Here is a 25,807-nt window from a genome sequence, read left to right as displayed (position 1 = left end):
CGCACCCAGGGCGTGCCGCCGCGCCGCGTCCGTCCAGGACGCGCGTCGCCGCGCCGCCTCCGCCCCGCTCGAAGCCGAAGGACCCTCCATGACGATTTCCCGCGCCCGCACCGCCCCTGCTCTGGCGGTCGTCGTCGCGCTGGCCGCCACCGTGGCCGCGACCGGAACGGCCCTGCTCGCCGGCCCGGCCGCCGCCGCGCAGGGCTGCCGGGTCGACTACACGCCCAACCAGTGGACCGGCGGATTCACCGCCACGGTCAAGGTCTCGCCCGGTGACACCGCCGTCTCCGGGTGGACCGTCACCTGGACGTACGCCGGGGACCAGCGCGTCACGAACGGCTGGAACGCCACGGTCAGCCAGTCCGGTGCGACGGTGACCGCCCGCAACCTGTCGTACAACGGCAGCATCCCGGCCGGTGGCTCCACCGAGTTCGGCGTCCAGGGCACGTTCGCCACCGGTGGCGGCGTGCCCACCGGGTTCACGCTCAACGGCGTGCCGTGCAACGGCGCCGGGCCGACTGGCGTGCCCACCACGACGACACCGACCACCGCGCCACCGACCACGGCCCCGCCCACCAGCGCGCCGCCCACCACGGCCCCGCCGCCCACCACGCTCCCGCCGACAAGCGCGCCGCCGACCACGAACCCGCCGGCCGGGTGCGCCGGAGCGGTGCTGTGCGACGGCTTCGAGAACCAGACCGGCTCGACGCCCTCCGGCGACTGGACCGTGGTCAACCCGGACTGTGCCGGCGCCGGCACGGCCACCGTCGACACCGCCACCACGCACAGCGGCAACCGGGCGATCCGGATCAACGGCGCGGCCGGCTACTGCAACCACGTCTTCGTCCGGTCGACCAAGAACCTCGGCAGCGTGGGCAGCGTCCGGTACGGCCGGATCTGGGTGCGGCACACCACCGCCCAGCCCACCGACCACACCACGATGATCGCGATGACCGACGCCGCCGACGGCAACAAGGACCTGCGGATGGGCGGCCAGAACGGCGCCATGCAGTGGAACCGGGCCTCGGACGACGCGACGCTGCCCGAGCAGAGCCCGGCCGGGGTGGCGCAGAGCGTGCCGCTGCCCACCAACCGGTGGGCCTGCCTGGAGTTCATGGTCGACGGCTCGGCCGGTCAGCTCCGCACCTGGCTGGACGGCGCCGCCGTCGCCGGGCTCACCGCCGACGGCGTGCCGACGCACGACATCGACGGCCAGTGGTACAACCGCACCTGGCGCCCGCAGCTCACCGACCTGAAGCTGGGCTGGGAGAGCTACGGCGGCGGGGCCGACACCCTCTGGTACGACGACGTCGCGGTCGGGTCCAGCCGGATCGGCTGCTGACCCGTACCGCCCGGCGGGTCCGGAAACGCGGACAGCCGGAAGCCCCGGGACGGTGCGTCCCGGGGCTTCCGGTCAGGTCTGCGGTGTCGTCAGGCCGAGAACGAGGCGACGCGCTTGGCGATCGCCGACTTCCGGTTGGCCGCCTGGTTGGCGTGGATGACACCCTTGCTGGCAGCCTTGTCCAGCTTGCGGGTGGCCTCCTGCATGAGGACGGTGGCCTTCTCGGCGTCACCGGCCTCCGCAGCCTCGTGGAACTTGCGGATGGCGGTCTTCAGCGACGACTTGACCGACTTGTTCCGCAGCCGGCGCTTCTCGTTCTGCCGGTTGCGCTTGATCTGGGACTTGATGTTCGCCACGCGACAGCCTCGTCTTGATAGCTCGGGTTGGTCAGCTTCCGCGCGCGACGAGCATGCGTCATCGCCGCGCGAATGGCCAGGTTACCAGGTCGGTCCCCGCCGAGCCAAAACGCCTGTGAGAAGGGGCCCCTTCTCCACCGGAGGCGTTAACAGGGGGCCCCTCCTTACACCTGCCAGTGCTGGCGGGTGGCCAGCCAGGCGAGCGCCTGCTCACCGCTCCACCGCTGGTGCGACCGCAGGTGCGGGGAGGCGCTCGACGAGCGGGCGGCGGCGCCGGTGAGGAAGTAGCCGGCGAGTGCGGCGAGGCTCACGTCCAGCGCGTCGGCGGGTGCCCCGGCGGCCGCCGGGTGGCCGGCGAAGGCGGCGTCCGCGTCCAGGCCGGTGGCGTACCCGGTGATCAACAGGCCGGCCAGGTCGAACCAGGGCGGCCCGTGGCAGAGCCAGGTCCAGTCGCAGAGCCAGGCCCGACCGTCCGGGTCGACCAGGAGGTTGTCCACCCGCAGGTCGCCGTGGGCCAGCCCGGCGGCGGCGTCCGCGTAGCCGGGGAGGCGGGACTCCAGCGCGACCAGCTCCGCCAGCGGCGCCCGGGCCGCCGGCTCGGGCAGCGGCTCCCGGCCGGCCGCCACCTCGCCCCACCAGAGGATGTCGTCGCGGGCCAGGTCGGCGAGGCGGGGCAGGCCGAGCGCGACGAGGTCCGCGGGCGGGTCGGCCAGCGCGGCGGCGACCTCGGCGTACGTGGTGAGGGCCGCCGCCAGCTCCGCGGGGTCCCAGGGCAGCCGGGGGGTGCGCCCGTCGATCGCGTCCAGCGCGAGGGCGTACCAGCCGGACTCGGTGAGCGCCCAGCACGGCCGGGGCACCGGCAGGCCGGCGGGGAGCCGGGTGAGGATCGCGGCCTCGTGGGCGTACCAGTCGACCAGGTGCCGCTGCCCGTCCAGCGCCGCCGCCTTGACGAACACCCGCTCGCCGGTGGGGCCGGTGAGCACGGCGGTGAAGCCGCGGGTGAAGCCGCCGCCGGCCACCTCGACCGCGACCGGCGGGCCGCCCAGCCGGGACGCCAGCGCGTCGCGCAGCCCGGCCGGCAGGTCACCCCAGCCGGGCCGGACGGCCGTCGCCCCGTACGGCACGGGCGGTAGCGAGATCGGGCGCACCGCACCATGCTGCCGCACCGGCGCGCGGCCGGGCACCGGCGGCGCGTCGGTGGGCTCTGCCAGACTGCCGACCATGAGGACCGAGGACTTCTGGCAGTTGATCGACCAGGCCCGGGCCGGGGCCGGGGGAGAGGCCGACGCGGTCGCCGCCCGGGCGGTCGCGCTGCTGGCCGAGCGCGACCCGGAGGAGATCGTCGGGTACGCCCACCACCAGCGGCGGGTGCTCGCCGCCTCCTACCGGGTCGACCTGTGGGGCGCGGCCTACCTGATCAACGGCGGCGCCTCGGACGACGGCTTCGAATACTTCCGGGGCTGGTTGATGACGCAGGGCCGGGCCGTCTTCGCGCGGGCGGTGGGCGAGCCGGACTCGCTGGCCGAGCTGCCCGGGGTGCGGGCCGCGGCGCTCAGCGGCGAGGAGTTCGAGTGCGAGCGGATGCTGTCGGTGCCGTGGGAGGCATATCGGAAGGCCACCGCGGCCGAGTTGCCCGCCGAGCGTGATCCGGTCCCGGTGCCGGACCTGAACGACTTCTGGGACTTCGACGACGAGGAGGAGGCCCGCCGCCGGCTGCCGAGGCTGGCCGCGCTCTTCGTCGAGCCGCCGGCGGAGTGACGGGGGAGCCCGGGCGCGGCGCGGGCGACGTGGGAGCATAGAGGGGGCCGGCGCCGCGCCGGCCCGCTCACGTCAGCCGACCAGAACGGACCGCTGTGCCCCCGACGCTCGATCCCGGCGCGAACGCTCCCGGTGCCACCGACCCGGCGCGCATCCGGAACTTCTGCATCATCGCCCACATCGACCACGGGAAGTCGACCCTGGCCGACCGGATGCTGCAGCTCACCGGTGTGGTCGACCCCCGGCAGATGCGCGCGCAATACCTGGACCGGATGGACATCGAGCGCGAGCGCGGCATCACCATCAAGAGCCAGGCCGTCCGGATGCCGTGGACGATCCGGGAGGGCGACCGGACCGGCGAGTCCGCCGTGCTCAACATGATCGACACGCCCGGGCACGTCGACTTCACCTACGAGGTGTCCCGCTCGCTTGCCGCCTGCGAGGGCGCGATCCTGCTTGTCGACGCCGCGCAGGGCATCGAGGCGCAGACGCTTGCCAACCTCTACCTGGCGCTCGAGAACGACCTGCGCATCATCCCGGTGCTCAACAAGATCGACCTGCCGGCCGCCCAGCCGGAGAAGTACGCCGAGGAGCTGGCCCACCTGATCGGCGGTGACCCGGCGGACTGCATCCGGGTCTCCGGCAAGACCGGTGAGGGCGTGCCCTACCTGCTCGACGAGATCGTCAGGCAGTTCGTGCCGCCGGTGGGCGCGGCCGAGTCCCCGGCCCGCGCGATGATCTTCGACTCGGTGTACGACGTCTACCGCGGCGTGGTCACCTACGTCCGGGTGATCGACGGCCGGATCTCGGCCCGGGACCGGATCAAGATGATGTCCACCGGCGCGGTCCACGAGCTGCTGGAGATCGGCGTCATCTCGCCGGAGATGGTGAAGGCCGACGCGCTCGGCGTCGGCGAGGTGGGCTACCTGATCACCGGCGTGAAGGACGTCCGGCAGTCCCGGGTCGGTGACACGGTCACCATCAACGGCAACCCGGCCAAGGAGGCGCTCGGCGGCTACAAGGACCCGAAGCCGATGGTCTACTCGGGTCTCTATCCGATCGACGGCTCGGACTACCCGAACCTGCGCGAGGCGCTCGACAAGCTCAAGCTCAACGACGCGGCGCTGGTCTACGAGCCGGAGACCTCCGGCGCGCTGGGCTTCGGCTTCCGCTGCGGCTTCCTCGGCCTGCTGCACCTGGAGATCATCCGGGAGCGGCTGGAGCGGGAGTTCAACCTCGATCTCATCTCCACCGCCCCCAACGTGGTCTACCGGGCCATCACGGAGGACGGCGAGGAGATCGTGGTCACCAACCCCAGCGAATACCCGACCGGCAAGATCGCCGAGGTGTACGAGCCGACGGTGCGGGCCACGGTGCTCACCCCGAACGACTACGTGGGCGCGGTGATGGAGCTGTGCCAGGGCCGGCGGGGCACCCTGCTCGGCATGGACTACCTCTCCGCCGACCGGGTGGAGCTGCGCTACACGCTGCCGCTGGCCGAGATCATCTTCGACTTCTTCGACCAGCTCAAGAGCCGCACCAAGGGTTACGCCTCGCTCGACTACGAGCCCTCCGGCGAGCAGGCGTCCGACCTGGTGAAGGTGGACATCCTGCTGCACGGCGAGCCGGTGGACGCGTTCAGCGCGATCGTGCACAAGGACAAGGCCTACAACTACGGCACGACGATCGCGGCGAAGCTGCGCTCGCTGATCCCGCGCCAGCAGTTCGAGGTGCCGATCCAGGCGGCCATCGGCAGCCGGGTGATCGCCCGGGAGACGATCCGCGCGATCCGCAAGGACGTGCTCGCCAAGTGCTACGGCGGCGACATCAGCCGCAAGCGCAAGCTGCTGGAGAAGCAGAAGGAGGGCAAGAAGCGGATGAAGATGGTGGGCCGGGTGGAGGTCCCGCAGGAGGCCTTCATCGCCGCGCTCTCGTCCGACTCCGGCGACGCCAAGGGCGCCGGCAAGAAGTAGCCACCAGAGCCCGCACGACCGGCCGGCACCCCTTCCGGGGGTGCCGGCCGGTCCGCGTACTCAGGAAATTTTCAGTTAACGGCAGCGCTCCCACCTGCGGTTTCGGCCGGCGGGGCGGTCGCGGACCGGGTCGACGGGATTCCGGCCGGTTTCGATTTTCGGCCGGTCGGGAACTTAGCGGTCACGACAGCAACCGCACAGAACGTGCGAAACCGCTTATTTGGAGGACCGATCGTGGAGCTCACCGTCTGGGGCATCATCACCGCGCTGATCGTCGGCCTGATCGTCGGCGCGCTGGGCCGGCTGGTCGTGCCGGGCCGGCAGAACATGCCGATCTGGCTGCACATGGTGATCGGCGTCGGTGCCGCGCTGCTCGGCACCATCGTCGCCCGCGCTTCCGGCTTCGCCGACACCGCCGGCATCGACTGGCGCGAGCTGCTGCTGCAGGTCCTCTTCGCCGCCATCGGCGTGGCCCTGGTGGCCGGTGTGGGTCGTCGTCGCGGCGTCACCCACCACTGACCGCGTATCACGCGCCTCGACGGGCGCCCGGCCTTCCGGCCGGGCGCCCGTCGGCGTTTCGGCATTGAACCCCGTCGGTCCGGGCGATGACGCGCCGGGCGGCCTTTTGTGGACCAAGCAGCAGCTCAGGGTCGGTACGAACAATTCGTCACCGGAGTCGGTTTGGGATTTTGGCGGGTCGGGAACTTAGCGGTCACGACAGAAACCACACGAACTCGTGTGACACGATCCGAAGGAGGAGGGCGACCATGGAGCTCACCGTTTGGGGCATCATCACGGCGCTGGTCGTTGGTCTGATCGTCGGCGCGCTGGGCCGGCTGGTCGTGCCGGGCCGGCAGAACATGCCGATGTGGCTGCACATGCTGATCGGCGTCGGCGCCGCGCTGCTGGGCACCATCGTCGCCCGGGCCTCCGGCTTCGCCGAGACCGCCGGCATCGACTGGCGCGAGCTGATGCTGCAGGTGCTCTTCGCCGCCATCGGCGTGGCCCTGGTGGCCGGTGTCGGCCGTCGGCGTGGCGTCTCGCGCTACTGACCCCGCACCACAGCTTCGACGGGCGCCCGGCCACCGGCCGGGCGCCCGTCCGCGTACCCCCGCTCTGGCCTGCCCGGACGGCACCCCTGCCGGCCGGGCCTTCGGCTGCGATACGGTCGCCTCGGCCGCCCGCCGCGAACCTCCCCCTGTTGTAAAGGAAATTTTCCTACTAAGGTGCGGCGGAGAAGGTTAGTGCCAAACGGCCCTGAGGGAGATATGGCGTGAACAGGTGGAAGCGGCTGGCTCCGGTCACCGCCATCGTGGCGTCGGCCGCGCTGGTGCTGACCGGATGCGGTGGCTCCGGCGACGACGACAAGGCCGCCGACAACAGCAAGCTGACGGTTTGGATGATGGGTGAGGGCGGCGACGCCCAGACCGCGTTCCTCGACACGGTCGAGGCGGAGTTCAAGAAGAAGCACCCCGAGACCGACGTCGTGGTGCAGTACATTCCCTGGCTCGAGGCGCCGAAGAAGTTCCAGGCCGCGCTCGCCGGCGGTGAGGGCCCGGACGTCACCGAGCTGGGCAACACCGAGACCCAGGGCTGGGCGGCACAGGAGGCCCTCGCCGACGTCACGGACAAGTTCAACGGCTGGTCCGAGGGCAAGGACATCCTGCCCGACCTGGTGAAGAACGCCCAGCTCGACGGCAAGCAGTACGGCGTGCCGTGGTACGCCGGCGTGCGCGCCGTCTACTACCGCACCGACTGGTTCGCCGAGGCCGGCGTGAAGCCGCCGACGAACTGGGACGAGATGGTCGCCGCCGCCAAGGCCGTCCAGGCCAAGAAGCCCGGCACCTACGGCATCGCCCTGCCCGGCAACTCCGAGCTGCCGTTCTACTCCTTCCTCTGGGGCGCCGGCGGGGAGATCGCCACCAAGGACGGCGACACCTGGAAGTCGGGCTACAACACGCCCGAGGCGCAGAAGGCGGTCAAGTTCTGGACCGACCTGGTGACCGTGCACAAGGTCGCCCCGCCCGCGTCGGCCGGCTGGAACGAGGTCGACGCCCGCACCCAGTTCGCCACCGGCAAGGCCGCCATGGCGTTCGCCGGTAGCTGGCAGGGCGGCGCGATGAAGAAGGACAACCCGGACATCGAGAAGGTCTGGGGCACGTTCCCGATCCCCGGTCCGGACGGCAAGGCCGCCCCGGCGTTCGCCGGTGGTTCCGACATCGCGGTCTGGAAGGACAGCGAGCGGCAGGCCCTGGCCTGGGACTACACGACCGTGCTGCTGAGCAAGCAGAAGGACCAGGAGTTCGCCTCCAGCCTCGGCTTCTTCCCGGTCTACAAGGACCTGGTCAGCGGCGGCAACTACGCCGACGACAAGGTGATGGCCGCGTTCGCCACCGCCATCCAGAACACCAAGCTGACCCCGCTCACCCCGAAGTGGGTCGAGGTCAGCCGCACCAAGACGGTGACCCAGGCGATGAACAGCTCGGTCATCAAGGGCCAGAAGACGGTCGAGAAGGCAACCGCCGACGCGGCCACCGAGATGGAAAGCATCCTCAACGCCAAGTGACCACGCTGACCGAGGCCACCGACGGGGCCGCCGCGCGGGAGACCCCCGCGCGGCGGCCCCGCCGAAAGGTGGACCGCCTCCCGTACCTGCTGCTCCTGCCCTGCCTGGCGATCATCGCCGTGCTCCTGCTCTGGCCGCTCGGCCAGGTCGTGATGATGTCCTTCTACAAGCTGGACAGCGTCCGACAGCTCCGGGGGGACCGCGAGTGGCCGTGGGTCGGCCTGGCCAACTACGCGCAGATCCTCGGCGACCCGTTCTTCCGTACGGTGTTGCGCAACACCGTGCTCTTCGCGGTCGCCAACGTGGCGCTGACCATGGTGCTCGGCACGCTCGTCGGGCTGCTGCTCAACCGGCTCGGCAAGAAGATGGCCACGTTCGTGGCGAGCTGCGTGATGCTCGCCTGGGCCACCCCGGCGCTGACCGGCACGATCGTCTGGAAGTGGATCTTCGACGACACGAGCGGCCTGGTCACCTGGCTGTTCAACAAGCTGCCCGACGGCCTGTCCACCACGCTGTTCGGCCGGAGCGACTGGACCGGCTACGGCTGGTTCAACGACCCGCTGCTCTTCTTCGGCATCCTGACGCTCGTGGTGGTCTGGCACTCGTTCCCGTTCATCGCGGTGAGCGTGCTGGCCGGGCTCAAGAGCGTGCCGGGCGAGTTGCAGGAGGCGGCCCGGGTCGACGGCGCCGGCCCGTGGCGGGTCTTCTGGTCCGTCACGTTCCCGATCCTGCGCCCGGTCTTCGGCATCCTCGTGGTGCTCTCCACGATCTGGGACTTCAAGGTCTTCACCCAGCAGTTCGTGCTGGCCGGCGGCACCCAGGACCGGTCGACGTTCATGCTGTCGATCTACTCGTACGCGGAGGCGTTCTCGCCGCCGCCCAAGTACGGCCTCGGTTCCGCGATCGCCGTCATCCTCACCGTCATCCTGCTCGTGGTGACCGCCCTGTACGTCCGCATGGTGCTCCGGCAGGAGGACGAATCGTGAAGAAGCTCGCGCTCAACGGGGCCGGCCTGCTGGTCGCGCTCTTCGCCGCGTTCCCCGTCTACTGGATGATCGCGACGTCGCTCAAGCCCAACCGGGAGATCTTCTCCGCCACGCCGCGCCCGGTGCCGGCGGAACCCACCCTGGAGCACTACCGGGAGATCCTCACCGGCAACCTGATCCCGGGCGTGACGTTCCTCGACTTCTTCCTCAACAGCGTGCTGGTCGCGGTGGCCACCGTGCTGCTGAGCGGGCTTGTCGCGCTGCTCGCCGCGACCGCGGTGGCCCGGTTCCGGTTCAAGCTGCGCACCAGCTTCCTGATCCTGCTCCTGGTGGTGCAGATGATCCCGCTGGAGGCGCTGGTCATCCCGCTGTTCCTGATGATCCAGCGGCTCGGCCTCTACAACACGCTGCCCAGCCTGATCCTCACCTACCTGGGGTTCTCGCTGCCGTTCGCGGTCTGGATGCTGCGCGGCTTCGTGGCGGCGGTGCCGAAGGAGTTGGAGGAGGCCGCCGCGATCGACGGGGCCAGCCGGGCGCAGACCTTCCGCAAGGTGCTCTTCCCGCTCGTCGCGCCCGGCCTGGTCGCCACCAGCATCTTCTCGTTCATCACCGCCTGGAACGAGCTGATCTTCGCGTTGACGTTCATCAACGACCAGCAGAAGTACACGCTGCCGGTGGCGATGACGTTCTTCTTCGGCCGGGACGACACCGCCTGGGGCTCGGTGATGGCCGCGTCCACCCTGTTCACCCTGCCGGTGATCGTGTTCTTCCTGCTGGTCCAGCGCCGGATGGTCTCCGGGCTGGTGGCGGGCGCGGTGAAGGGCTGAGCCCGGTCGATCAGGTGTCGGCGAAGACCTCGGCCAGCACCTGCGTCGTCGGGTCGCCCTTCACCCGGGCCCAGGTGCCCTGCTCGGCCGTCCACTCCAGGTTGCCGAACCGGACCGACTTGACGCCGTGGTCGTCGGCGTGCGAGACCAGCCAGTGGGCGTACCGCCAGCCGTTGCGGTCGTCGCTTGCCGGCACCGTCAGCCCGGTCAGGTTCGCCGCCGCGGTCAGCCGGGGCAGCCCCCAGTCCAGCGTCAGGCCCTCCAGCACCGCGCTGGCCGCGGCCGGTCCGCGCATGGTCGGCGTCGATCCGACCGTGCAGGCCACCGCGCCGGTCGCCTGGCCGAGCAGCGCGCGGGTGAGCACCGCCGACTCGTCCGCCCACTTCTCGTACGCCTCGGGGTAGGCCGACCGCTGCACCCGCTGCGCGGCCTCGGTGACCCGCATGTCCTGCCAGCCCTTGACCTTCTTCAGCGCGGCGTAGAACTTCCGCGCCGCGTAGCGCGGGTCGCGGATCTCCTCCGGGGTGCCCCAGCCCTGGCTGGGGCGCTGCTGGAACAGGCCGAGCGAGTCGCGGTCGCCGTGGGCGATGTTGCGCAGGTGCGACTCCTGGTAGGCGGTGGCCAGCGCCACCACCACGGCCCGTTCCGGCATCTGGCGCTGGATGCCGATGGCGGCGATGGTGGCCGCGTTGGCCATCTGGTCGGCGCCGAGCACCACCTCGCCGTCGGCCTGCACGGTGCAGGTCCGGCTGGCCAGCGGCAGCCGCAGGTGGTGACCGAACTGCTTGGTCACGAACCAGACCGCGAGCAGGGCCAGTACGCACACCACCACACCAGATGCCACGATCGCCGCACGCGTCCGCACCAGCACCCCCAGTCCCGACAGTCCGACCAGCGTACGTCGCCGGCGCCGGTTCCCGACTCGGCCGACCGGCCTGCTCGCCACCGCGTCACCGCCCCGTCACGGCGCGATCGTCAACAAGGGGCCCCGCCTATACCGGAGGCGTTAACAGGGGGCCCTTCCTTCTATTCTCCGGCGGGCACCCACGCCGCCGGACGCTTCTCGCGGAACGCGAGCACCCCCTCCCGCCCCTCGTCGGAGAGGAAGTACCCGGTGGAGAGCGCCGCCAACTCGCCGATCTCCGCCCGCAGATCAGTCGCGGAAGGCCGCCGCAGCAGCGACTTCGCCCCGGCCAGCGCGGCCGGCGCCCCCTTCACCAGCGAGGCGCAGTAGCGCGCCACGGCCGCGTCCAGCCCGTCCGCCGGCACCGCGGCGGTGACCAGGCCGATCTCGGCGGCCCGCCGCCCGTCGAAGGTGTCACCGGTCAGGTACAGCTCGGCGGCGGCACGCGGGTTCAGCCGGGGCAGCACGGTCGCCGAGATGACCGCCGGGATCACGCCGATCCGCACCTCGGTGAACGCGAACGTGGCCTCCTCGGCGCAGACCGCCAGGTCGGCGGCGGCGATCAGGCCCAGGCCGCCGGCCCGGGCCGGCCCGGCCACCTTCGCCAGCACCGGCTTCGGGCACTCCCGCACGGCGACCAGCACGTCGCCGAGCATCCCGGCCGGCACGCTCCCACTGGCGTACGCGGCGGCGGTCTCCTTCAGGTCGGCGCCGGAGCAGAACACCGGGCCGGTGTGGTCCAGCACGACCGCCCGGACCGCGTCGTCGGCGACCGCCGCGGCCAGCCCGGCCAGCAGCTCGGTCATCAGCGGGGTGGAGAGCGCGTTGCGGTTGTGCGGGCTGTCCAGGGTGAGGGTGGTCACCCCACGGGCCGTGGCGACCCGCACGAGAGCGTCCGGAGAGGTCATGCCGGGCACACTAGTGGCCATGCCCGGCGTCCTTCCAGAAGGTGAACCCGTTCCGCGCGACGGGTCGCTGCCCGCCACCGCCCGAAGCGCCGTCGGCGCCCGCGGCTTCGGGGTGTACGTGCACGTCCCGTTCTGCGCCAGCCGGTGCGGCTACTGCGACTTCAACACGTACACCGCCGCCGAGCTGGGCGGCGGGGCGAGCCGGGAGACGTACGCCGACACCGTGCTGGCCGAGCTGGCGCTCGGCGCCCGGGTGCTGGGCGACACCCCGCCGCCGCGGGTGGACACCGTCTTCGTCGGCGGCGGCACCCCGACGCTGCTGCCCGCCGACGACCTGGCCCGGATCCTCGACGGCATCGACCGCACCTGGGGGCTTGCCGCCGACGCCGAGGTGACCACCGAGGCGAATCCCGAGTCGGTGACCCCGGAGTCGTTGAGGACGCTGCGGGCGGCCGGCTACACCCGGATCTCGCTGGGCATGCAGTCGGCCTCGCCGGGGGTGCTCGCGGTGCTCGACCGGCGGCACAGCGCCGGCCGGGCGGTCGCCGCCGCGCGGGAGGCGCGCGACGCCGGGTTCGCGCACGTGAACCTGGACCTGATCTACGGCACGCCGGGGGAGACGGCGGACGACTTCGCCGCCTCGCTGGCCCAGGTGGTCGAGGCGGGGGTGGACCACGTCAGCGCGTACGCCCTGATCGTGGAGGACGGCACCCGGCTGGCCGCGCGGATGCGCCGGGGCGAGCTGCCGTACCCCTCCGACGACGTGGCGGCGGACCGCTACCTGGCCGCCGAGGCGGCGCTCGGCGCGGCCGGCTTCTCCTGGTACGAGGTGTCCAACTGGGCCCGGTCGGAGGCCGCGGCGTGCCGGCACAACCTGCTCTACTGGACCGGCGCCGACTGGTGGGGCCTGGGCCCGGGGGCGCACAGCCACGTCGGCGGGGTGCGCTGGTGGAACGTCAAGCACCCGTCGGCGTACGCGGAGCGGCTGGCCGCCGGCGCGTCGCCCGCGCTGGCCCGGGAGCGGCTCACCGGTGACGAGCAGCACATGGAGGACGTGATGCTGCGACTGCGGCTCGCCTCCGGACTGCCGCTCGACGTGCTGGACGACGCCGGCCGTGTCGGCGCCGAACGGGCCCGGGCCGGCGGGCTGCTCGACCCCGGCGCGTACGCCGAGGGCCGGGCCGTGCTCACGCTGCGCGGCCGGCTGCTGGCCGACGCGGTCGTGCGCGACCTGCTGCCCTGACCGGTCCGGCCGGCCCCGCCGCGCGGGACCGGCCGGCGGCTGTCACTTGATCAGGCTGGCCGACATCGGATAGCGGTAGAGCTGGCCCTCGTTGGCCTTCACTCCGCCCAGGATGCCGAAGATGATGCCGACGATCATGGCGCCGAAGCCGATCACCACACCGATCAGGATGCAGGTGAGGATCCAGCCGACCAGGGCGATGACCGACCAGATGAGCTGGAAGTTGAGCGCGGCGATCGCGTGCGCCCGGACGGTCGGGGACTGGTTGCCCCGGGCCAGCAGCGCCACCAGCGGCGCGATCCAGCCCAGCACCCCGCCGCCGATCAGCATCCCGGCCGCGCCGCCGAAGTGCGCCACGAGGGCCCAGGTCTTGTCGTCGTTGTTGGCGTAGCCGGCCGGCGTGCCGTAGGCGCCGCCGCCGGGCGCGCCGTAGCCCGGGGTGCCGCCACCAGGCGGGGGGTAGCCGCCAGGCGGGGGATAGCCGCCCGCCGGAGGTTGGCCGCCCGGGGGCGGATAGCCACCGGGCGGGGGATAGCCGCCTGCGCCGGGTGCCCCGGACAGTGGTGCGGTGGGCGGCTCGTCGGCCGGCGACGAGCCGTAGGGCGCCGACGGCGGGTTCGGGTCGGGCTGGGGGTTGGGGTCCCCCGCTCCGGGCGGGCGAGGAGGTTCAGTCATGCACGTCACGGTAGGTGCCGGAAGCAAGTGGCACCAGAGCTGTTCGGCCCGGCCGGACCGGGCCGTCGCGGCGGGTCGGACCGGGGGTCCGCCACTGATCATCGCGCCGGTGGGTCTGCCGACGTAGACTGGCACTCGCTACAGTCGAGTGCCAGCCGCCCGGCGGATGCCGCGCGTCGCCCGGCCGAGGTGCGTCAGGAGGTGGGGAGATGGGTCTCGACGACCGCAAGCTCGCCGTGCTGCGCGCCATCGTCGAGGACTACGTGGCCACGCAGGAACCGGTGGGCAGCAAGGCCCTCGTCGAACGGCACCAGCTCGGTGTCTCGCCGGCGACCGTGCGCAACGACATGGCGGTGCTGGAGGAGGAGGGCTACATCCGGCAGCCGCACACCAGCGCCGGCCGGGTCCCCACCGACCGTGGCTACCGCCTCTTCGTCGACCGGCTCTCCCGGGTCAAGCCGCTCAGCCCGGCCGAGCGCCGGGCGATCGAGCGCTTCCTGGTCGGCGCCGTCGACCTCGACGACGTGGTGCACCGCACGGTCCGGCTGCTGGCCCAGCTCACCCGCCAGGTCGCGGTGGTGCAATATCCCAGCCTGGCCCGGTCCAAGGTGCGCCACCTGGAGCTGGTGCCGATCTCCACCACCCGGCTGATGGTGGTCATGATCGCCGACACCGGGCGGGTCGAGCAGCGGCTTGTCGAGCTGCCCGCCCCGGTCCCCGCCGACCACGTCACCGACCTGCGCCGGCTGGTCAACGAGAAGCTCGTCGGCAGCCAGCTCGCCGAGACGCCACCGCTGGTGCAGGCGCTCGTCGAGGAGTCCGCGCCGCACCTGCGCCCGGCCATGACCACGCTCTCCACGGTGCTGCTGGAGACGCTCGTCGAACGGCACGAGGAACGGATCGCGCTGGCCGGCACCGCCAACCTCACCCGGGGTGGGCTGCTCGACTTCCAGGGCTCGCTGCGCCCCATCCTGGAGGCGCTGGAGGAGGAGGTCGTGCTGCTCAAGCTGATCGGCGAGACCGAGCCGAGCAACGCCACCCGGGTGCTCATCGGCGACGAGAACGAGTTCGACAACCTGCGGGCCGCCTCGGTGGTCAGCACCGGCTACGGCCCGGGCGCCACCATCGTCGGTGGGCTCGGCGTGCTCGGGCCGACCCGGATGGACTACCCCGGCAATATCGCCATGGTGAGGGCCGTGGCACGCTACGTGGGCGAACTGCTGGCCCAGAACTGACCAGTCAGGGCCGACGGCCGGCCACGGCCGACGACCGGCGACACGCGAGACGAACATGAGGACACCGAACGCAGTGGCCAGGGACTACTACGGCATTCTCGGCGTGAGCCGGGACGCCTCCGACGACGACATCAAGCGTGCCTACCGCAAGCTGGCGCGGCAGTACCACCCGGATGTAAATCCGGACCCGGAGGCACAGGAGAAGTTCAAGGACATCAACGCCGCGTACGAGGTCCTCTCGGACGACCGGAAGCGGCAGATCGTCGACCTGGGCGGCGACCCGCTCGCCCCGGGCGGCGGCGGCGCGGGCCCGGGCGGCCCGGGCGGGGCCGGCCCGTTCGTCGGCTTCCAGGACATCATGGACGCGTTCTTCGGCGGCGCGGCGGGCGGCAGCCGGGGTCCCCGGCCGCGCACCCGGCCCGGCGCCGACGCGATCCTGCGCCTGGAGCTGGACCTCAACGAGACCGCGTTCGGCGTCGAGGCGCCGATCACCGTCGACACCGCCGTGCTCTGCACCACCTGCTCCGGCGCCGGCACCGCCGCCGGCACCCACCTGGCCACCTGCGAGGCGTGCGGCGGCCGGGGCGAGGTGCAGTCGGTGCAGCGGACGTTCCTCGGCCAGGTGGTCTCCGCCCGGCCGTGCACCGTCTGCCAGGGCTACGGCACCACGATCCCGCACCCCTGCCCGACCTGCGCCGGCGACGGCCGGGTGCGCACCCGCCGCTCGCTGACCGTGAAGATCCCGGCCGGCGTCGAGGACGGCATGCGGATCCGGCTGGCCCAGCAGGGCGAGGTCGGCCCGGGCGGCGGCACCGCCGGCGACCTCTACGTCGAGATCCACGAGCGGACCCACGACGTCTACTCCCGCAAGGGCGACGACCTGCACTGCCGGGTCACCGTGCCGATGACCGCCGCCGCGCTCGGCACCCGGCTGACCATCAAGACGCTCGACAGCGAGGAGGTCGTCGACGTCAAGCCGGGCACCCAGCCCGGCAGCACGCTGCGGCTGCGCGCCCGTGGCGTGCCGCACCTGCGCGGCGCCGGCCGGGGCGACCTCTACGTCCACCTGGACGTGCGGACCCCGACCAAGCTCGACGCCGACCAGGAGCGGATGCTGCGCGACTTCGCCAAGACCCGGGGCGAGGAGGTCGCCGAGCTGACCAAGCAGGGCGGCTTCTTCTCCCGGATGCGCGACGCGTTCAACGGGCACGCCTGAGGTGTCGGCGCCGCTGTTCCTGGTCGAGGCGCTGCCCACCGGTGACACGGTGACGCTCGACGGCCCGGAGGGCCACCACGCGGCCACCGTGCAGCGGCTGCGCGTCGGCCAGGAACTGCTGCTCGCCGACGGCCGGGGCGGCACCGCCGCCGCGGTGGTCACCGCCGTCGGCCGGGGCGCCCTGGAGGCGCGGATCACCGGCCGGGGGTACGCCGACGCGTGCGTCCCCCGCCTGGTCGTGGTGCAGGGCATCGCCAAGGGCGACCGCGGCGAGCTGGCCGTGCAGGCGATGACCGAGGTCGGGGTGGACGAGATCGTGCCCTGGGCGGCGTCCCGCTCGGTGACCCAGTGGCGTGGCGACCGGGGCGTACGGGCCCGGGAGAAGTGGGCGGCCACCGCCCGGGAGGCCGCCAAGCAGGCCCGCCGCCCGTGGCTGCCGGTGGTGGCCGGCGCACCGGACGAGTCCACCGCCACGGTGGCCCGGCGGATCGCCGGCGCCGCCGCGACCTTCGTGCTGCACGAGGAGGCCGGCGAGCGGCTCACCACCGCCGAGCTGCCGTCGACCGGCGAGATCGTCCTCGTGGTCGGGCCGGAGGGCGGCATCGCCGAGGCGGAGCTGGCCGCGTTCCGCGACGCCGGCGCCCGTACCGTCCGGCTCGGGCCGTCCGTGCTGCGGACCTCCACCGCCGGGGTGGCCGCGCTCAGCGTGCTCGCCGCCCGCCTCGGCCGTTGGTGACTCAGGGGCGCGGGAAGATCGGCACCGGCTGCTCCTCGGGGCCCAGGTCCAGGCCCGCCGGCCCGATGATCAACGGGTCGGGCGTGCCGACCACGTCGACGTCCTTGCCGTCGTAGTCGAACCGGTGCAGCACGTGCCGGATCGCCTCCAGCCGGGCCCGCTTCTTGTCGTTGCTCTTCACCACCGTCCACGGCGCGTCAGCGGTGTCGGTCCAGAAGAACATCGCCTCCTTGGCCTCGGTGTACTCGTCCCAGCGGTCGAGTGAGGCCAGGTCCATCGGGGACAGCTTCCACTGCCGTACCGGATCCACCTTGCGCACCACGAACCGGGTGCGCTGCTCGTTGCGGGACACCGAGAACCAGAACTTCACCAGCCGGATCCCGGAGCGCACCAGCATCCGCTCCAGGTCGGGGGCCTGCCGCAGGAACTCCAGATATTCGGTACGGGAACAGAAGCCCATCACCCGCTCCACGCCGGCCCGGTTGTACCAGGACCGGTCGAAGAGCACCATCTCGCCCGCGCTCGGCAGGTGGGCCAGCCAGCGCTGGAAGTACCACTGACCGGCCTCCCGCTCGTCCGGCTTGACCAGCGCGACGACGCTCGCGCCGCGCGGGTTCAGGTGCTCCATGAAGCGCTTGATGGTGCCGCCCTTGCCGGCCGCGTCCCGCCCCTCGAAGAGGATCACCAACCGCTCGCCGCTGTCCTTCACCCAGTCCTGGAGCTTGAGCAGCTCAATCTGGAGCAGACGCTTCTGGCGGTCGTACTCCTCGCGGTCGAGACGCTGCCCGTACGGGTACTCGTCACGCCACGTCTCGACCGGGCTGCCGTCCGACCGCAGCAGCACGGGATCGTTGTCGTGCCCGTCGACCACGCGGTAGTCGGCGGCGATGTCCAGCAGCTCGGTGTCGGCCATACCCGGGGTACCTACCCCGTCACCCGGTTTCGACGCGTCAGCTCCGCAGGTAGGACGCGCCGTTCAGGTCGACGATGGTGCCGGACGCCCACTCGGCCTCCGGGCTGGCCAGCCAGTGCACCGCCGCCGCGATTTCCGCCGGCCGGGCCACCCGGTTAAACGGCGACTGCGCCCGCACCGCCTCGCCCCGCTCGCTCTTGAGGTGCTCGTTGGTCATGTCGGTCTCCACGAAGCCGGGGGCCACGCACGCCACCCCGATGCGGTACGGCGCCAGCGCCACCGCGAGCGACTGCGCCATCGCGTTCATCCCCGCCTTGCTGGCCCCGTATGCCGGGTTGGCCGGCTCGCCCCGGAACGCGCCCCGCGACGAGACGTTGACGATCCGCCCGCCCCGCTCCCGCATGTGCCGGGCCGCGCACCAGGACGCGTTCGCGGCGCCGAACAGGTTGACGTCCAGCACCTCCCGCCACCGGGTCCGCCACTGCTCGTAGGTGCTCTCGAAGACCGGGTGCGGCGGATCGGCCGGCCCGAACACGCCGGCGTTGTTGACCAGCACGTCGAGACCGCCGAGCCGTTCGGCCGCGGCGTCCACCATGGCCCGGACCGCGTCCGGGTCGGCCAGGTCGGCGCGGACCACCACGTGCCCGTCGCCGGGCAGCTCGGCGCGCAGCGCCTCGGCCAGGTCGGCCGAGTCCCGGTGGTGCACCGCGACCCGGTCCCCGCCGGCCGCGAACGCCCGCGCCACCGCCCGCCCGATGCCCCGCGAGGCCCCCGTCACCAGCACCGCCCGTCCCGCCATGCCGGCCATCCTGCCGTACGTTCCCTACACTGCTGCGATGGGAGTCGACTGCCTGTTCTGCCGGATCGTCGCCGGGGAGATCCCGGCCACCATCGTCCGCGAGACCGCCACCACCCTGGCCTTCCGGGACATCGACCCGAAGGCGCCCACCCACGTGCTGGTGATCCCCAAGGAGCACTACGCGGACGTGGCCACGCTGGCCCAGGGCGACCCGACGCTCGCCGGTGAGCTGCTCCACACCGCCGCGCTGGTGGCCGAGGAGGAGGGCCTGACGGTGGACGGGTTCCGGCTCATGTTCAACACCGGTCCGTACGGCGGCCAGGAGGTCTTCCACGTGCACGCCCACCTGCTCGGCGGCGCGCCGCTGGGCCCGATGCTCTGCCGCTGACCGGTGACCACGATCTCCGACCGGCTCGGCCGGATGACCCGGCAGGCCCAGGCGAAGGGGCGCATCCCGGCCGTGTCGGCGGCCCTGCACCGGGCGGACCGCCCGCTCTGGACCTGCGCGGTGGGCGGCACCGGCAACGACACGCCGCTCGACGAGGAGACGGTCCTCCGGATCGGCTCGGTCACCAAGACCTTCACCGCCGCGCTGGTCATGCAGTGCCGCGACGACGGCCTGCTCGACCTGGATGACCCGGTCGGGCGGCACCTCGACCTGCCCGCGCACGGCGAGCTGACCGTGCGCCGGCTGCTGTCGCACACCGCCGGCCTGCAACGCGAGCCGCACGGCGACGTGTGGGACAGCCTGCGCGCCCCGGCCGTCGAGGAGCTGCTGGCCGACCTGGCCCGGGCCGAGCGGGTGCTGCCCACCGGCCGCCGCTTCCACTACTCCAACCTCGGTGTGGCGCTGCTCGGCGAGCTGGTCGCCCGGCGGCGCGGCGGCACCTGGGCCGAGGTGCTCGCCGACCGGGTCCTCACCCCGCTCGGGCTGGCCGCCACCGCCACCGTGCCGGGGGAGCGGGCCGCCACCGGACACCTGGTCGACGCCTACTCCGACGAGGCGCACCCGGAGCCGCCCACCGACTTCGGCGCGGTGGCGCCGGCCGCCCAGCTCTGGAGCACCGCGTCGGACATGGCCCGCTGGGCGGCCTTCCTTGCCGACCCGGCCGCGCTCGACCCGGCCGGCGCGGTGCTCGCCCCGGCCACCGTCGAGGAGATGCGCTGGCCGCTCACCACGACCGACGAGTCGCTCTGGGCGGCCGGTTTCGGCCTCGGGCTGATCCTGGTGCCGCAGCCGGACCGGGTGACCCACGTGGGGCACGACGGGGCGATGCCCGGCTTCCTGGCCGCCGTCTACGGCCGGCGCGGCGGGGCGGGCACCGCCGGCGCCATGGGGTGCGCGGTGCTCGGTTCGTCCGGCGCCGGGGTGGAGATCTTCGACCTGGCGCACGCGCTGCTGGCCGCCGCCGCCGAGCACGACCCGGCCGAGATCGAGCCGTGGCGTCCCGGCCCGCCCGCGCCCGCGCACCTGCGCGGCATGCTGGGCCGCTGGTGGGGCGAGGGCTTCGAGTACGTCTTCTCCTGGCACGACGGGGCGCTGCGGGCGCGGGGCGCGGACGATCCGGCCGGGAAGCCGCCGGCGGTGTTCGCGCCGCTGGCGGAGCGGCCGGACGTGTTCCGCACCATCTCCGGGCGGGAGTCGGGCGAGCTGCTGCGGCTCACCCGGGACGAGCACGGCGTGGTGGTTCGGATGCACTGGGCGACCTACCGTTTCACCCGCGCCCAGGAGACGTTCGGCGGCTACGACTTTCGGGCCGGTGGCTGACCGCCGAGCACCGGAAATGGGCGCGGTGCCCACGGTGCCGACCCGATACGATGGGAGCTGTCGTCCGCCGCGCCAGCAGGGCCCGGCACCGAGATCGGAGAGCAGGTGGCGCAGGGCCCCACGGCCCGACCTATGACCGGCACCCCACCTCCCGGCCCGCCCCGGGCGCAGACCAGGATCACGGTCTCCGACCCGAAGATCATGGTGAACCTGCTCGGCGCGGGCGACGAGATCCTGCGACTCGTCGAACGCTCGGTCACCAGCGACGTCCACGTGCGCGGCAACGAGATCACCATCACCGGCGCGCCCGCCGACAACGCCCTCGCCGAGCGTCTCTTCAGTGAGCTCCTCGAGTTGATCGAGAAAGGCGAGACCCTGACCACTGACGCCGTCCGGCGTACCGTCGGCATGCTCGAACAGGGCAGCGCCGAGCGGCCCGCCGAGGTCCTGACGCTCAACATCCTCTCCCGGCGCGGTCGCACCATCCGTCCCAAGACGCTCGGGCAGAAGCGCTACGTCGACGCGATCGACTCGCACACCATCGTCTTCGGGATCGGCCCGGCCGGCACCGGCAAGACCTACCTGGCGATGGCGAAGGCCGTCCAGGCGCTCCAGGCCAAGCAGGTCAACCGGATCATCCTGACCCGGCCGGCGGTCGAGGCGGGCGAGCGGCTCGGCTTCCTGCCCGGCACCCTGAACGAGAAGATCGACCCCTACCTGCGCCCGCTCTACGACGCGCTGCACGACATGCTCGACCCGGAGTCCATCCCGAAGCTGATGGCCGCCGGCACCATCGAGGTCGCGCCGCTGGCATATATGCGCGGTAGGACCCTAAATGACGCTTTTATCATTCTCGACGAGGCGCAGAACACCACGCCAGAGCAGATGAAGATGTTCCTCACCCGGCTCGGCTTCAACTCGAAGATCGTGGTCACCGGCGACATCACCCAGGTGGACCTTCCCGGCGGGACGAGCAGCGGCCTGCGGGTGGTCCGGGAGATCCTGAACAACGTCGAGGACGTGCACTTCGCCCAGCTCTCCAGCTCCGACGTGGTTCGCCACAAGCTGGTGGGCGAGATCGTCGACGCGTACGCCCGCTGGGACGCCGAGCGGGAGAGCCAGCAGGCGCAGAGCGTGCACGCCGTGCCGGGGCGGACCGCCCAGGGCGGCCGGGCCGGCCGGCGCCGCTAACCCACCAGAGGAAGACAGAGTTGTCCATCGAGATCGCCAACGAGTCCGGTGTCGACGTCGACACCGACGCCGTGCTCGCCGTCGCCCGGCACGCGCTCGACGAGATGGGGGTCAACCCCCTCGCCGAGCTGTCCGTGCTGCTCGTCGACATCGAATACATGTCGGAGCTGAACCACCGCTGGATGGGCGGGGACGGCCCCACCGACGTGCTCGCGTTCCCCATGGACGAGGGCAGCGTCGACCACGGGCCGGGGGAGAGCGCCCCGGCCGGCGGCGAGCCGGCGCTGCTCGGCGACATCGTGCTCTGCCCGGAGGTGGCGGGCAAGCAGGCGGCCACCGCCGGGCACTCGGCCGGCGACGAGCTGCACCTGCTCACCGTGCACGGCGTGCTGCACCTGCTCGGCTACGACCACGCCGAGCCCGAGGAGGAGCGGGAGATGTTCGGTCTCCAGGCCCGGCTGCTGGCCAGCTGGCGGTCGACCCGGTCGCAGTGATGGTTCCCCTCGCGGCGGCCGGTTCCCCGGCCGGTCTGCCCGACCTCCAGTTGCTGTTCTTCGGAGCCGGGCTGGTGGTGCTCGCCGGTCTGATCGCGATGACCGAGGCGGCGTTGGCCGCGGTCTCCCCGGCGCGTGCCGCCGAGCTGGCCCGGGACGGCGCGCGCGGCGCGCGCGCCCTCCAGGCGGTCGCCGGTGACGTGGTCCGCCACCTCAACCTGCTGCTCCTGCTCCGCCTGCTGGCGGAGCTGACCGCGACCACCCTGGTGGCGCTGGTGGCGGTGGACACGTTCGGCGCCGGCTGGCGGGCGGCGCTGGTGACCGCCGGGGCGATGACAGTGGTGAGCTTCGTGGTGGTCGGTGTCGCGCCGCGCACGTTGGGCCGCCAGCACGCGTACGCGGTCGGCCGGGCGGTCGCGCCGCTGGTGCGCTGGCTGGGGCGGGCGCTCAACCCGTTGGCGTCGCTGCTGATCCTGATCGGCAACGCGGTCACGCCGGGCAAGGGGTTCCGCGAGGGGCCGTTCGCGACCCAGGTGGAGCTGCGGGAGCTTGTCGACCTGGCCGAGCAGCGGGGCGTGGTGGAGCACGGCGAGCGCCAGATGATCCATTCGGTCTTCGCGCTCGGCGACACCATCGCCCGGGAGGTGATGGTGCCGCGCACCGAGATGGTGTGGATCGAGGAGCGCAAGACGCTGGCCCAGGCGCTGGCGCTCTTCCTGCGCTCCGGGTTCTCCCGCATCCCGGTGATCGGCGAGAACGTCGACGACGTGCTCGGGGTGCTCTACCTGAAGGATCTGATCCGGCGTACCCAGGGCGACCGGGGGGCGCGGCAGATGCCGGTGGCCGAGCTGATGCGCCCGGCGACGTTCGTGCCGGAGTCCAAGCCGGTGGACGACCTGCTCTCCGAGATGCAGGCGGCCCGCAACCACCTGGTCATCGTGGTCGACGAGTACGGCGGCACCGGCGGCCTGGTCACCATCGAGGACATCCTGGAGGAGATCGTCGGTGAGATCACCGACGAGTACGATGTCGAACGCCCACCGGTGGAGCACCTGCCGGACGGGGCCGTGCGGGTGACCGCCCGGCTGCCGGTGGAGAATCTGGGCGAGCTGTTCGACACCGAGCTGCCCACCGACGAGGTGGAGACGGTCGGTGGCCTGCTCGCCCAGGCGCTCGGCCGGGTGCCCATCCCGGGTTCCGGGGCCGAGGTGGCCGGTCTGAGCCTGGTCGCCGAGGGCACCACCGGCCGGCGTAACCGGATCGACACCGTCCTGGTGAGCCGGGCCGGGTCGGGCTCGACGCCGGACGGCTCGGGCCCGGCCGAGTCCGGTGGCAATCCCAACCATTCCGAGGAGAGGCAACCCGCCGATGCCTGAGTCAGCCGCCGTGCCGGCCGCCCTGCCCACGCCCGCCGATCCGGCCGAGCTGAGCGCCGAGGACGCCAAGCTCGTGGTCCTGGCCCGGGGCGCGCGGGGCCGGGTGGGTGCCGTGGAGGGCGCGGCGGTCCGCGACCAGGACGGCCGGACGTACGCGGCGGCAAGCGTGGCGCTGCCGTCGCTGACGCTGACCGCGCTCCAGTTGGCGGTCGCCTCGGCGGTGGCCGCCGGGGCGAGCCGGTTGGAGGCCGCGGTGGTGGTGACCGAGGCGTCGACGCTCGACGGCGCGGGGCACGCGGCGGTGCGTGACCTGTCCGCGGACGCGCCGATCCACGTGGCCGCGCCGGACGGCGCCGTGCTCGGCACGGTGGTCGAGTGACCACGCCCGAGGCGCGTCCCTACCGTGCCGGTTTCGCCTGTTTCGTCGGTCGGCCGAACGCCGGCAAGTCGACGCTGACCAACGCGATCGTCGGCACCAAGATCGCGATCACGTCGAGCAAGCCGCAGACCACCCGGCACATCATCCGGGCGGTGCTGCACCGGCCGGAGTCGCAGCTCGTGCTGGTCGACACACCGGGCCTGCACCGGCCCCGCACGCTGCTCGGGGAGCGCCTGAACGATCTGGTCCGGGAGACCTGGAGCGAGGTCGACGTGATCGGGCTGTGCGTGCCGGCCAACGAGCCGGTCGGCCGGGGTGACCGGTTCATCACCGGCGAGCTGTCCAGCCTGAAGGCCACCGTGCTGGCGGTGGTCACCAAGACCGACCTGGTGGACAAGAAGCGGCTGGCCGAGCAGTTGCTCGCGGTGAGCGAGCTGGCCGACTTCGCGGCCGTGGTGCCGGTGAGCGCGGTCTCCGGGCACCAGGTCGACACGCTCGTCGACGTGATGACCGACTACCTGCCGGAGTCGCCGCAGCTCTACCCGGACGACATGCTCACCGACGACCCGGAGCAGGTGCTCGTCGCCGAGCTGGTCCGGGAGGCGGCGCTGGAGGGGGTCCGGGACGAGCTGCCGCACTCCATCGCGGTGGTGGTGGAGGAGATGATCCCGGAGGGCAACCTCACGAAGATCTACGCGGATCTGTACGTGGAGCGGCCGAGTCAGAAGGCGATCGTGATCGGTCACCGGGGCAGCCGGCTCAAGCACGTGGGCAGCACCGCGCGCCGGCAGATCGAGGAGCTGCTGGGCACCCGGGTCTACCTGGATCTGCACGTGCGGGTGGCGAAGGACTGGCAGCGCGACCCGAAGCAGTTGCGCAAGCTGGGGTTCTGAGGTCAGGTTCAGTCTGGCCTATGGGGCATCTCACCCCGAGCGGACGTCCTTACACGTTTCACAGCTCGCCGGAGCAGGGTAGGGGCTTGAGTCTCTGCCCCCGGACCCCGCTGCGAGCTGATGCGAAACCGCTACCTCGACCTGCTGCGTTTCCTGGCCATCCTGCGAGTCGTCACCTACCACGTCACCGGCTACGCCACGCTCACCCTGGTGTTCCCGGCGATGGCGGTGATGTTCGCGCTGGCCGGGTCGTTGATGGCGGCGTCGCTGGACCGCACCGGGGTGCCCGCGGTGGCGCGCCGGCTCCGACGCCTGCTGCCCTCGCTCTGGGTGCTCGCCGCGGTCTTCGTGCCGGCGATGCTGCTGACCGGGCTGCAGTTCAGCCCGAAGGTGCTGCTCTGGCTCTTCCCGATCAGTGACCCGCCGGCCAACTACTGGGGTGGGCTGGCGCTCAGCCCGATCTGGTACCTGCGGGACTACCTGTGGTTCGTGCTCGCGTCGCCGCTGGCGCTCTGGCTGTTCCGCCGCGCGCCGCTGCCCACGCTGGCCGCCCCGTACGCGCTGCTGGCCGCGATCGAGTTCGGTGTCCTGCTCAACCCGCCCACCGTGCTGCGCGAGTTCGGTCTCTACTTCGGCGCCTGGCTGCTCGGCTTCGCCCACCACGACGGTCTGCTCCGGCGGATGCGCAACCGGGTGCTGCTGCCGCTCGCCGGCGTCCTCGCGGCGGCCGGCGGGGCCTGGATCGTCACCCATCCCGGCCCACGCGGCTACGACATCAACGACATCCCGCTCGGCAACGCGCTCTGGGCGACCGCGTTCATCCTGGTGGCGATCGGCCGGGCGCCGACCGGCGTGGCCTGGGTCGACAGGTTCCCGGCGTTCGGCCGCGCGGTGACCGTGGTCAACCGGCGGGCGCTCACCGTCTACCTGTGGCACATGCCGTTCGTGGTGGCGCTCACCCCGCTGGTCGGGCTGGTGGGCTGGTCGACCACCGACCCGGTCGGCCTCTGGGTACGGGTGGGGCTGGTCCTCGCGCTGGTCGGGGTGGTGACGCTGCTGGTCGGCTGGGTCGAGGACGTGGCCGCCCGGCGTACCCCGGAACTGGTGCCGGGCCGGCCCCGGCGGTCGGCGGCCGAACGGGCGGCCGACGCCCCGGCGAGCCCGGCTCCGGCCGGCGCGGCCGGCGGGCTGGTCGGCGCCGCGTCCCGGCTGCCGGCGCCGCGCCGCAGCCCCGAGCGCTCCGCCGACCGCGTCGCCGACTGAACGGCC

27 protein-coding genes are annotated in these 25,807 nt (G+C 72.5%); 20 read left to right on the top strand and 7 right to left on the bottom strand.

Annotated elements, in window-relative coordinates:
• Window positions 1–88: 88 nt before the first annotated feature.
• Complete coding sequence (locus tag ACIA5A_RS14205; protein WP_396761092.1) at window positions 89–1,342, top strand: cellulose-binding domain-containing protein; 1,254 nt, start codon at window positions 89–91, stop codon at window positions 1,340–1,342.
• Between the two features lie 89 nt (window positions 1,343–1,431).
• On the opposite strand, the gene rpsT is transcribed toward ACIA5A_RS14205, so the two are convergent.
• Both rpsT and ACIA5A_RS14195 read right to left on the bottom strand, forming a co-directional pair.
• Complete coding sequence (gene rpsT / locus ACIA5A_RS14200; RefSeq protein ID WP_091071372.1) at window positions 1,432–1,698, bottom strand: 30S ribosomal protein S20; 267 nt, start codon at window positions 1,696–1,698, stop codon at window positions 1,432–1,434.
• Between the two features lie 164 nt (window positions 1,699–1,862).
• On the bottom strand, window positions 1,863–2,921 hold the full coding sequence (locus ACIA5A_RS14195) for a phosphotransferase family protein (protein ID WP_396761089.1): 1,059 nt from the start codon (window positions 2,919–2,921) through the stop codon (window positions 1,863–1,865).
• On the opposite strand from ACIA5A_RS14195, the gene ACIA5A_RS14190 reads away from it, so the two are divergent.
• The 7 genes from ACIA5A_RS14190 (at window position 2,920) to ACIA5A_RS14160 (ending at window position 9,808) form a co-directional block, all read left to right on the top strand.
• On the top strand, window positions 2,920–3,456 hold the full coding sequence (locus ACIA5A_RS14190; protein WP_307755287.1) for a DUF4240 domain-containing protein: 537 nt from the start codon (window positions 2,920–2,922) through the stop codon (window positions 3,454–3,456). The two genes, ACIA5A_RS14195 and ACIA5A_RS14190, sit on opposite strands and share 2 nt — an antisense overlap.
• A 95-nt stretch (window positions 3,457–3,551) precedes the next feature.
• Window positions 3,552–5,429, top strand: a complete 1,878-nt coding sequence (lepA, locus tag ACIA5A_RS14185; protein ID WP_396761086.1) for a translation elongation factor 4 — start codon at window positions 3,552–3,554, stop codon at window positions 5,427–5,429.
• Between the two features lie 234 nt (window positions 5,430–5,663).
• Window positions 5,664–5,948, top strand: coding sequence for a GlsB/YeaQ/YmgE family stress response membrane protein (locus ACIA5A_RS14180; RefSeq protein ID WP_396761083.1), 285 nt, complete (start codon window positions 5,664–5,666; stop codon window positions 5,946–5,948).
• A gap of 248 nt (window positions 5,949–6,196) precedes the next feature.
• On the top strand, window positions 6,197–6,481 hold the full coding sequence (locus tag ACIA5A_RS14175; protein WP_030503112.1) for a GlsB/YeaQ/YmgE family stress response membrane protein: 285 nt from the start codon (window positions 6,197–6,199) through the stop codon (window positions 6,479–6,481).
• Between the two features lie 221 nt (window positions 6,482–6,702).
• Entirely contained in the window at window positions 6,703–7,995 is a 1,293-nt protein-coding gene (locus ACIA5A_RS14170; RefSeq protein WP_396761080.1) for a sugar ABC transporter substrate-binding protein, read from the top strand.
• On the top strand, window positions 7,992–8,981 hold the full coding sequence (locus ACIA5A_RS14165) for a carbohydrate ABC transporter permease (protein ID WP_396761077.1): 990 nt from the start codon (window positions 7,992–7,994) through the stop codon (window positions 8,979–8,981). Before ACIA5A_RS14170 ends, ACIA5A_RS14165 begins: the two co-directional genes overlap by 4 nt.
• Window positions 8,975–9,808: a carbohydrate ABC transporter permease gene (locus ACIA5A_RS14160; RefSeq protein WP_396761214.1), complete on the top strand. Its 834-nt coding sequence runs from the start codon at window positions 8,975–8,977 to the stop codon at window positions 9,806–9,808. Before ACIA5A_RS14165 ends, ACIA5A_RS14160 begins: the two co-directional genes overlap by 7 nt.
• Window positions 9,809–9,818: 10 nt before the next feature.
• On the opposite strand, the gene ACIA5A_RS14155 is transcribed toward ACIA5A_RS14160, so the two are convergent.
• Window positions 9,819–10,673 (bottom strand): hypothetical protein, encoded by an 855-nt coding sequence (locus ACIA5A_RS14155; protein ID WP_396761074.1) that lies wholly within the window; start codon window positions 10,671–10,673, stop codon window positions 9,819–9,821.
• A 161-nt stretch (window positions 10,674–10,834) separates the two neighbouring features.
• Complete coding sequence (locus ACIA5A_RS14150; RefSeq protein ID WP_396761071.1) at window positions 10,835–11,620, bottom strand: enoyl-CoA hydratase-related protein; 786 nt, start codon at window positions 11,618–11,620, stop codon at window positions 10,835–10,837.
• Window positions 11,621–11,639: 19 nt separating this feature from the next.
• Between ACIA5A_RS14150 and hemW the strand changes: the two genes are divergently transcribed.
• A complete protein-coding gene (gene hemW, locus ACIA5A_RS14145; RefSeq protein ID WP_396761068.1) occupies window positions 11,640–12,863 on the top strand; it encodes a radical SAM family heme chaperone HemW in 1,224 nt (407 codons plus the stop codon).
• 42 nt (window positions 12,864–12,905) lie between these two features.
• On the opposite strand, the gene ACIA5A_RS14140 is transcribed toward hemW, so the two are convergent.
• Window positions 12,906–13,538, bottom strand: a complete 633-nt coding sequence (locus ACIA5A_RS14140; protein WP_396761065.1) for a DUF4870 domain-containing protein — start codon at window positions 13,536–13,538, stop codon at window positions 12,906–12,908.
• Between the two features lie 209 nt (window positions 13,539–13,747).
• Here ACIA5A_RS14140 and hrcA point away from each other — a divergent pair, with 209 nt between their 5' ends.
• The 3 genes from hrcA (at window position 13,748) to ACIA5A_RS14125 (ending at window position 16,725) form a co-directional block, all read left to right on the top strand.
• On the top strand, window positions 13,748–14,773 hold the full coding sequence (gene hrcA / locus ACIA5A_RS14135) for a heat-inducible transcriptional repressor HrcA (protein ID WP_396761062.1): 1,026 nt from the start codon (window positions 13,748–13,750) through the stop codon (window positions 14,771–14,773).
• Window positions 14,774–14,846: 73 nt separating this feature from the next.
• Window positions 14,847–15,989 (top strand): molecular chaperone DnaJ, encoded by a 1,143-nt coding sequence (gene dnaJ, locus ACIA5A_RS14130; RefSeq protein ID WP_307755298.1) that lies wholly within the window; start codon window positions 14,847–14,849, stop codon window positions 15,987–15,989.
• A gap of 1 nt (window position 15,990) precedes the next feature.
• Entirely contained in the window at window positions 15,991–16,725 is a 735-nt protein-coding gene (locus tag ACIA5A_RS14125; protein ID WP_396761059.1) for a 16S rRNA (uracil(1498)-N(3))-methyltransferase, read from the top strand.
• Between the two features lies 1 nt (window position 16,726).
• Here the strand turns inward: ACIA5A_RS14125 and ppk2 are convergent, their stop codons facing one another.
• Together ppk2 and ACIA5A_RS14115 are read right to left on the bottom strand one after the other, a co-directional pair.
• Window positions 16,727–17,638, bottom strand: a complete 912-nt coding sequence (gene ppk2, locus ACIA5A_RS14120; protein ID WP_396761056.1) for a polyphosphate kinase 2 — start codon at window positions 17,636–17,638, stop codon at window positions 16,727–16,729.
• A 37-nt stretch (window positions 17,639–17,675) separates the two neighbouring features.
• The gene (locus tag ACIA5A_RS14115; RefSeq protein ID WP_396761054.1) at window positions 17,676–18,437 is read right to left on the bottom strand and encodes an SDR family NAD(P)-dependent oxidoreductase; all 762 of its coding nucleotides are present in this window, start codon (window positions 18,435–18,437) and stop codon (window positions 17,676–17,678) included.
• A gap of 37 nt (window positions 18,438–18,474) precedes the next feature.
• On the opposite strand from ACIA5A_RS14115, the gene ACIA5A_RS14110 reads away from it, so the two are divergent.
• The 8 genes from ACIA5A_RS14110 to ACIA5A_RS14075 all read left to right on the top strand — a co-directional run bounded on the left by ACIA5A_RS14110 (window position 18,475) and on the right by ACIA5A_RS14075 (window position 25,801).
• Complete coding sequence (locus ACIA5A_RS14110; RefSeq protein ID WP_396761051.1) at window positions 18,475–18,825, top strand: histidine triad nucleotide-binding protein; 351 nt, start codon at window positions 18,475–18,477, stop codon at window positions 18,823–18,825.
• A gap of 3 nt (window positions 18,826–18,828) precedes the next feature.
• Window positions 18,829–20,205 carry a serine hydrolase domain-containing protein gene (locus tag ACIA5A_RS14105; protein ID WP_396761048.1) on the top strand — a complete coding sequence of 459 codons (1,377 nt, stop codon included), beginning with the start codon at window positions 18,829–18,831 and terminating at the stop codon, window positions 20,203–20,205.
• 132 nt (window positions 20,206–20,337) lie between these two features.
• Entirely contained in the window at window positions 20,338–21,396 is a 1,059-nt protein-coding gene (locus ACIA5A_RS14100; protein ID WP_396761045.1) for a PhoH family protein, read from the top strand.
• Window positions 21,397–21,416: 20 nt separating this feature from the next.
• Window positions 21,417–21,890: an rRNA maturation RNase YbeY gene (ybeY, locus tag ACIA5A_RS14095; protein WP_396761043.1), complete on the top strand. Its 474-nt coding sequence runs from the start codon at window positions 21,417–21,419 to the stop codon at window positions 21,888–21,890.
• A complete protein-coding gene (locus ACIA5A_RS14090; protein ID WP_396761210.1) occupies window positions 21,866–23,266 on the top strand; it encodes a hemolysin family protein in 1,401 nt (466 codons plus the stop codon). Before ybeY ends, ACIA5A_RS14090 begins: the two co-directional genes overlap by 25 nt.
• The gene (locus tag ACIA5A_RS14085) at window positions 23,259–23,645 is read left to right on the top strand and encodes a cytidine deaminase (RefSeq protein ID WP_396761040.1); all 387 of its coding nucleotides are present in this window, start codon (window positions 23,259–23,261) and stop codon (window positions 23,643–23,645) included. The genes ACIA5A_RS14090 and ACIA5A_RS14085 overlap by 8 nt, the downstream gene beginning before the upstream one ends.
• A complete protein-coding gene (gene era, locus ACIA5A_RS14080; RefSeq protein WP_396761037.1) occupies window positions 23,642–24,538 on the top strand; it encodes a GTPase Era in 897 nt (298 codons plus the stop codon). The genes ACIA5A_RS14085 and era overlap by 4 nt, the downstream gene beginning before the upstream one ends.
• A gap of 120 nt (window positions 24,539–24,658) precedes the next feature.
• Window positions 24,659–25,801, top strand: coding sequence for an acyltransferase (locus ACIA5A_RS14075; RefSeq protein ID WP_396761034.1), 1,143 nt, complete (start codon window positions 24,659–24,661; stop codon window positions 25,799–25,801).
• Window positions 25,802–25,807: the final 6 nt, after the last annotated feature.

Source organism: Micromonospora sp. NPDC051300 (assembly GCF_044455315.1).
In the GTDB taxonomy this organism is placed as follows: Bacteria; Actinomycetota; Actinomycetes; order Mycobacteriales; family Micromonosporaceae; genus Micromonospora; species Micromonospora robiginosa.
This window is presented reverse-complemented; position numbering and strand designations above follow the sequence as displayed.

Excerpts from the sequence above, each read along its gene's own strand:
- ACIA5A_RS14110 (WP_396761051.1), top strand. The coding sequence starts at position 18,475 with ATGGGAGTCGACTGCCTGTTCTGCCGGATCGTCGCCGGGGAGATCCCG.
- ACIA5A_RS14175 (WP_030503112.1), top strand. The coding sequence starts at position 6,197 with ATGGAGCTCACCGTTTGGGGCATCATCACGGCGCTGGTCGTTGGTCTG.
- ACIA5A_RS14115 (WP_396761054.1), bottom strand. The coding sequence starts at position 18,437 with ATGGCGGGACGGGCGGTGCTGGTGACGGGGGCCTCGCGGGGCATCGGG.
- ACIA5A_RS14140 (WP_396761065.1), bottom strand. The coding sequence starts at position 13,538 with ATGACTGAACCTCCTCGCCCGCCCGGAGCGGGGGACCCCAACCCCCAG.
- ACIA5A_RS14205 (WP_396761092.1), top strand. The coding sequence starts at position 89 with ATGACGATTTCCCGCGCCCGCACCGCCCCTGCTCTGGCGGTCGTCGTC.
- ACIA5A_RS14085 (WP_396761040.1), top strand. The coding sequence starts at position 23,259 with ATGCCTGAGTCAGCCGCCGTGCCGGCCGCCCTGCCCACGCCCGCCGAT.
- ACIA5A_RS14150 (WP_396761071.1), bottom strand. The coding sequence starts at position 11,620 with ATGACCTCTCCGGACGCTCTCGTGCGGGTCGCCACGGCCCGTGGGGTG.
- hemW (WP_396761068.1), top strand. The coding sequence starts at position 11,640 with ATGCCCGGCGTCCTTCCAGAAGGTGAACCCGTTCCGCGCGACGGGTCG.
- ACIA5A_RS14195 (WP_396761089.1), bottom strand. The coding sequence starts at position 2,921 with ATGGTCGGCAGTCTGGCAGAGCCCACCGACGCGCCGCCGGTGCCCGGC.
- hrcA (WP_396761062.1), top strand. The coding sequence starts at position 13,748 with ATGGGTCTCGACGACCGCAAGCTCGCCGTGCTGCGCGCCATCGTCGAG.
- ACIA5A_RS14190 (WP_307755287.1), top strand. The coding sequence starts at position 2,920 with ATGAGGACCGAGGACTTCTGGCAGTTGATCGACCAGGCCCGGGCCGGG.
- ACIA5A_RS14100 (WP_396761045.1), top strand. The coding sequence starts at position 20,338 with ATGACCGGCACCCCACCTCCCGGCCCGCCCCGGGCGCAGACCAGGATC.
- ppk2 (WP_396761056.1), bottom strand. The coding sequence starts at position 17,638 with ATGGCCGACACCGAGCTGCTGGACATCGCCGCCGACTACCGCGTGGTC.
- ACIA5A_RS14075 (WP_396761034.1), top strand. The coding sequence starts at position 24,659 with ATGCGAAACCGCTACCTCGACCTGCTGCGTTTCCTGGCCATCCTGCGA.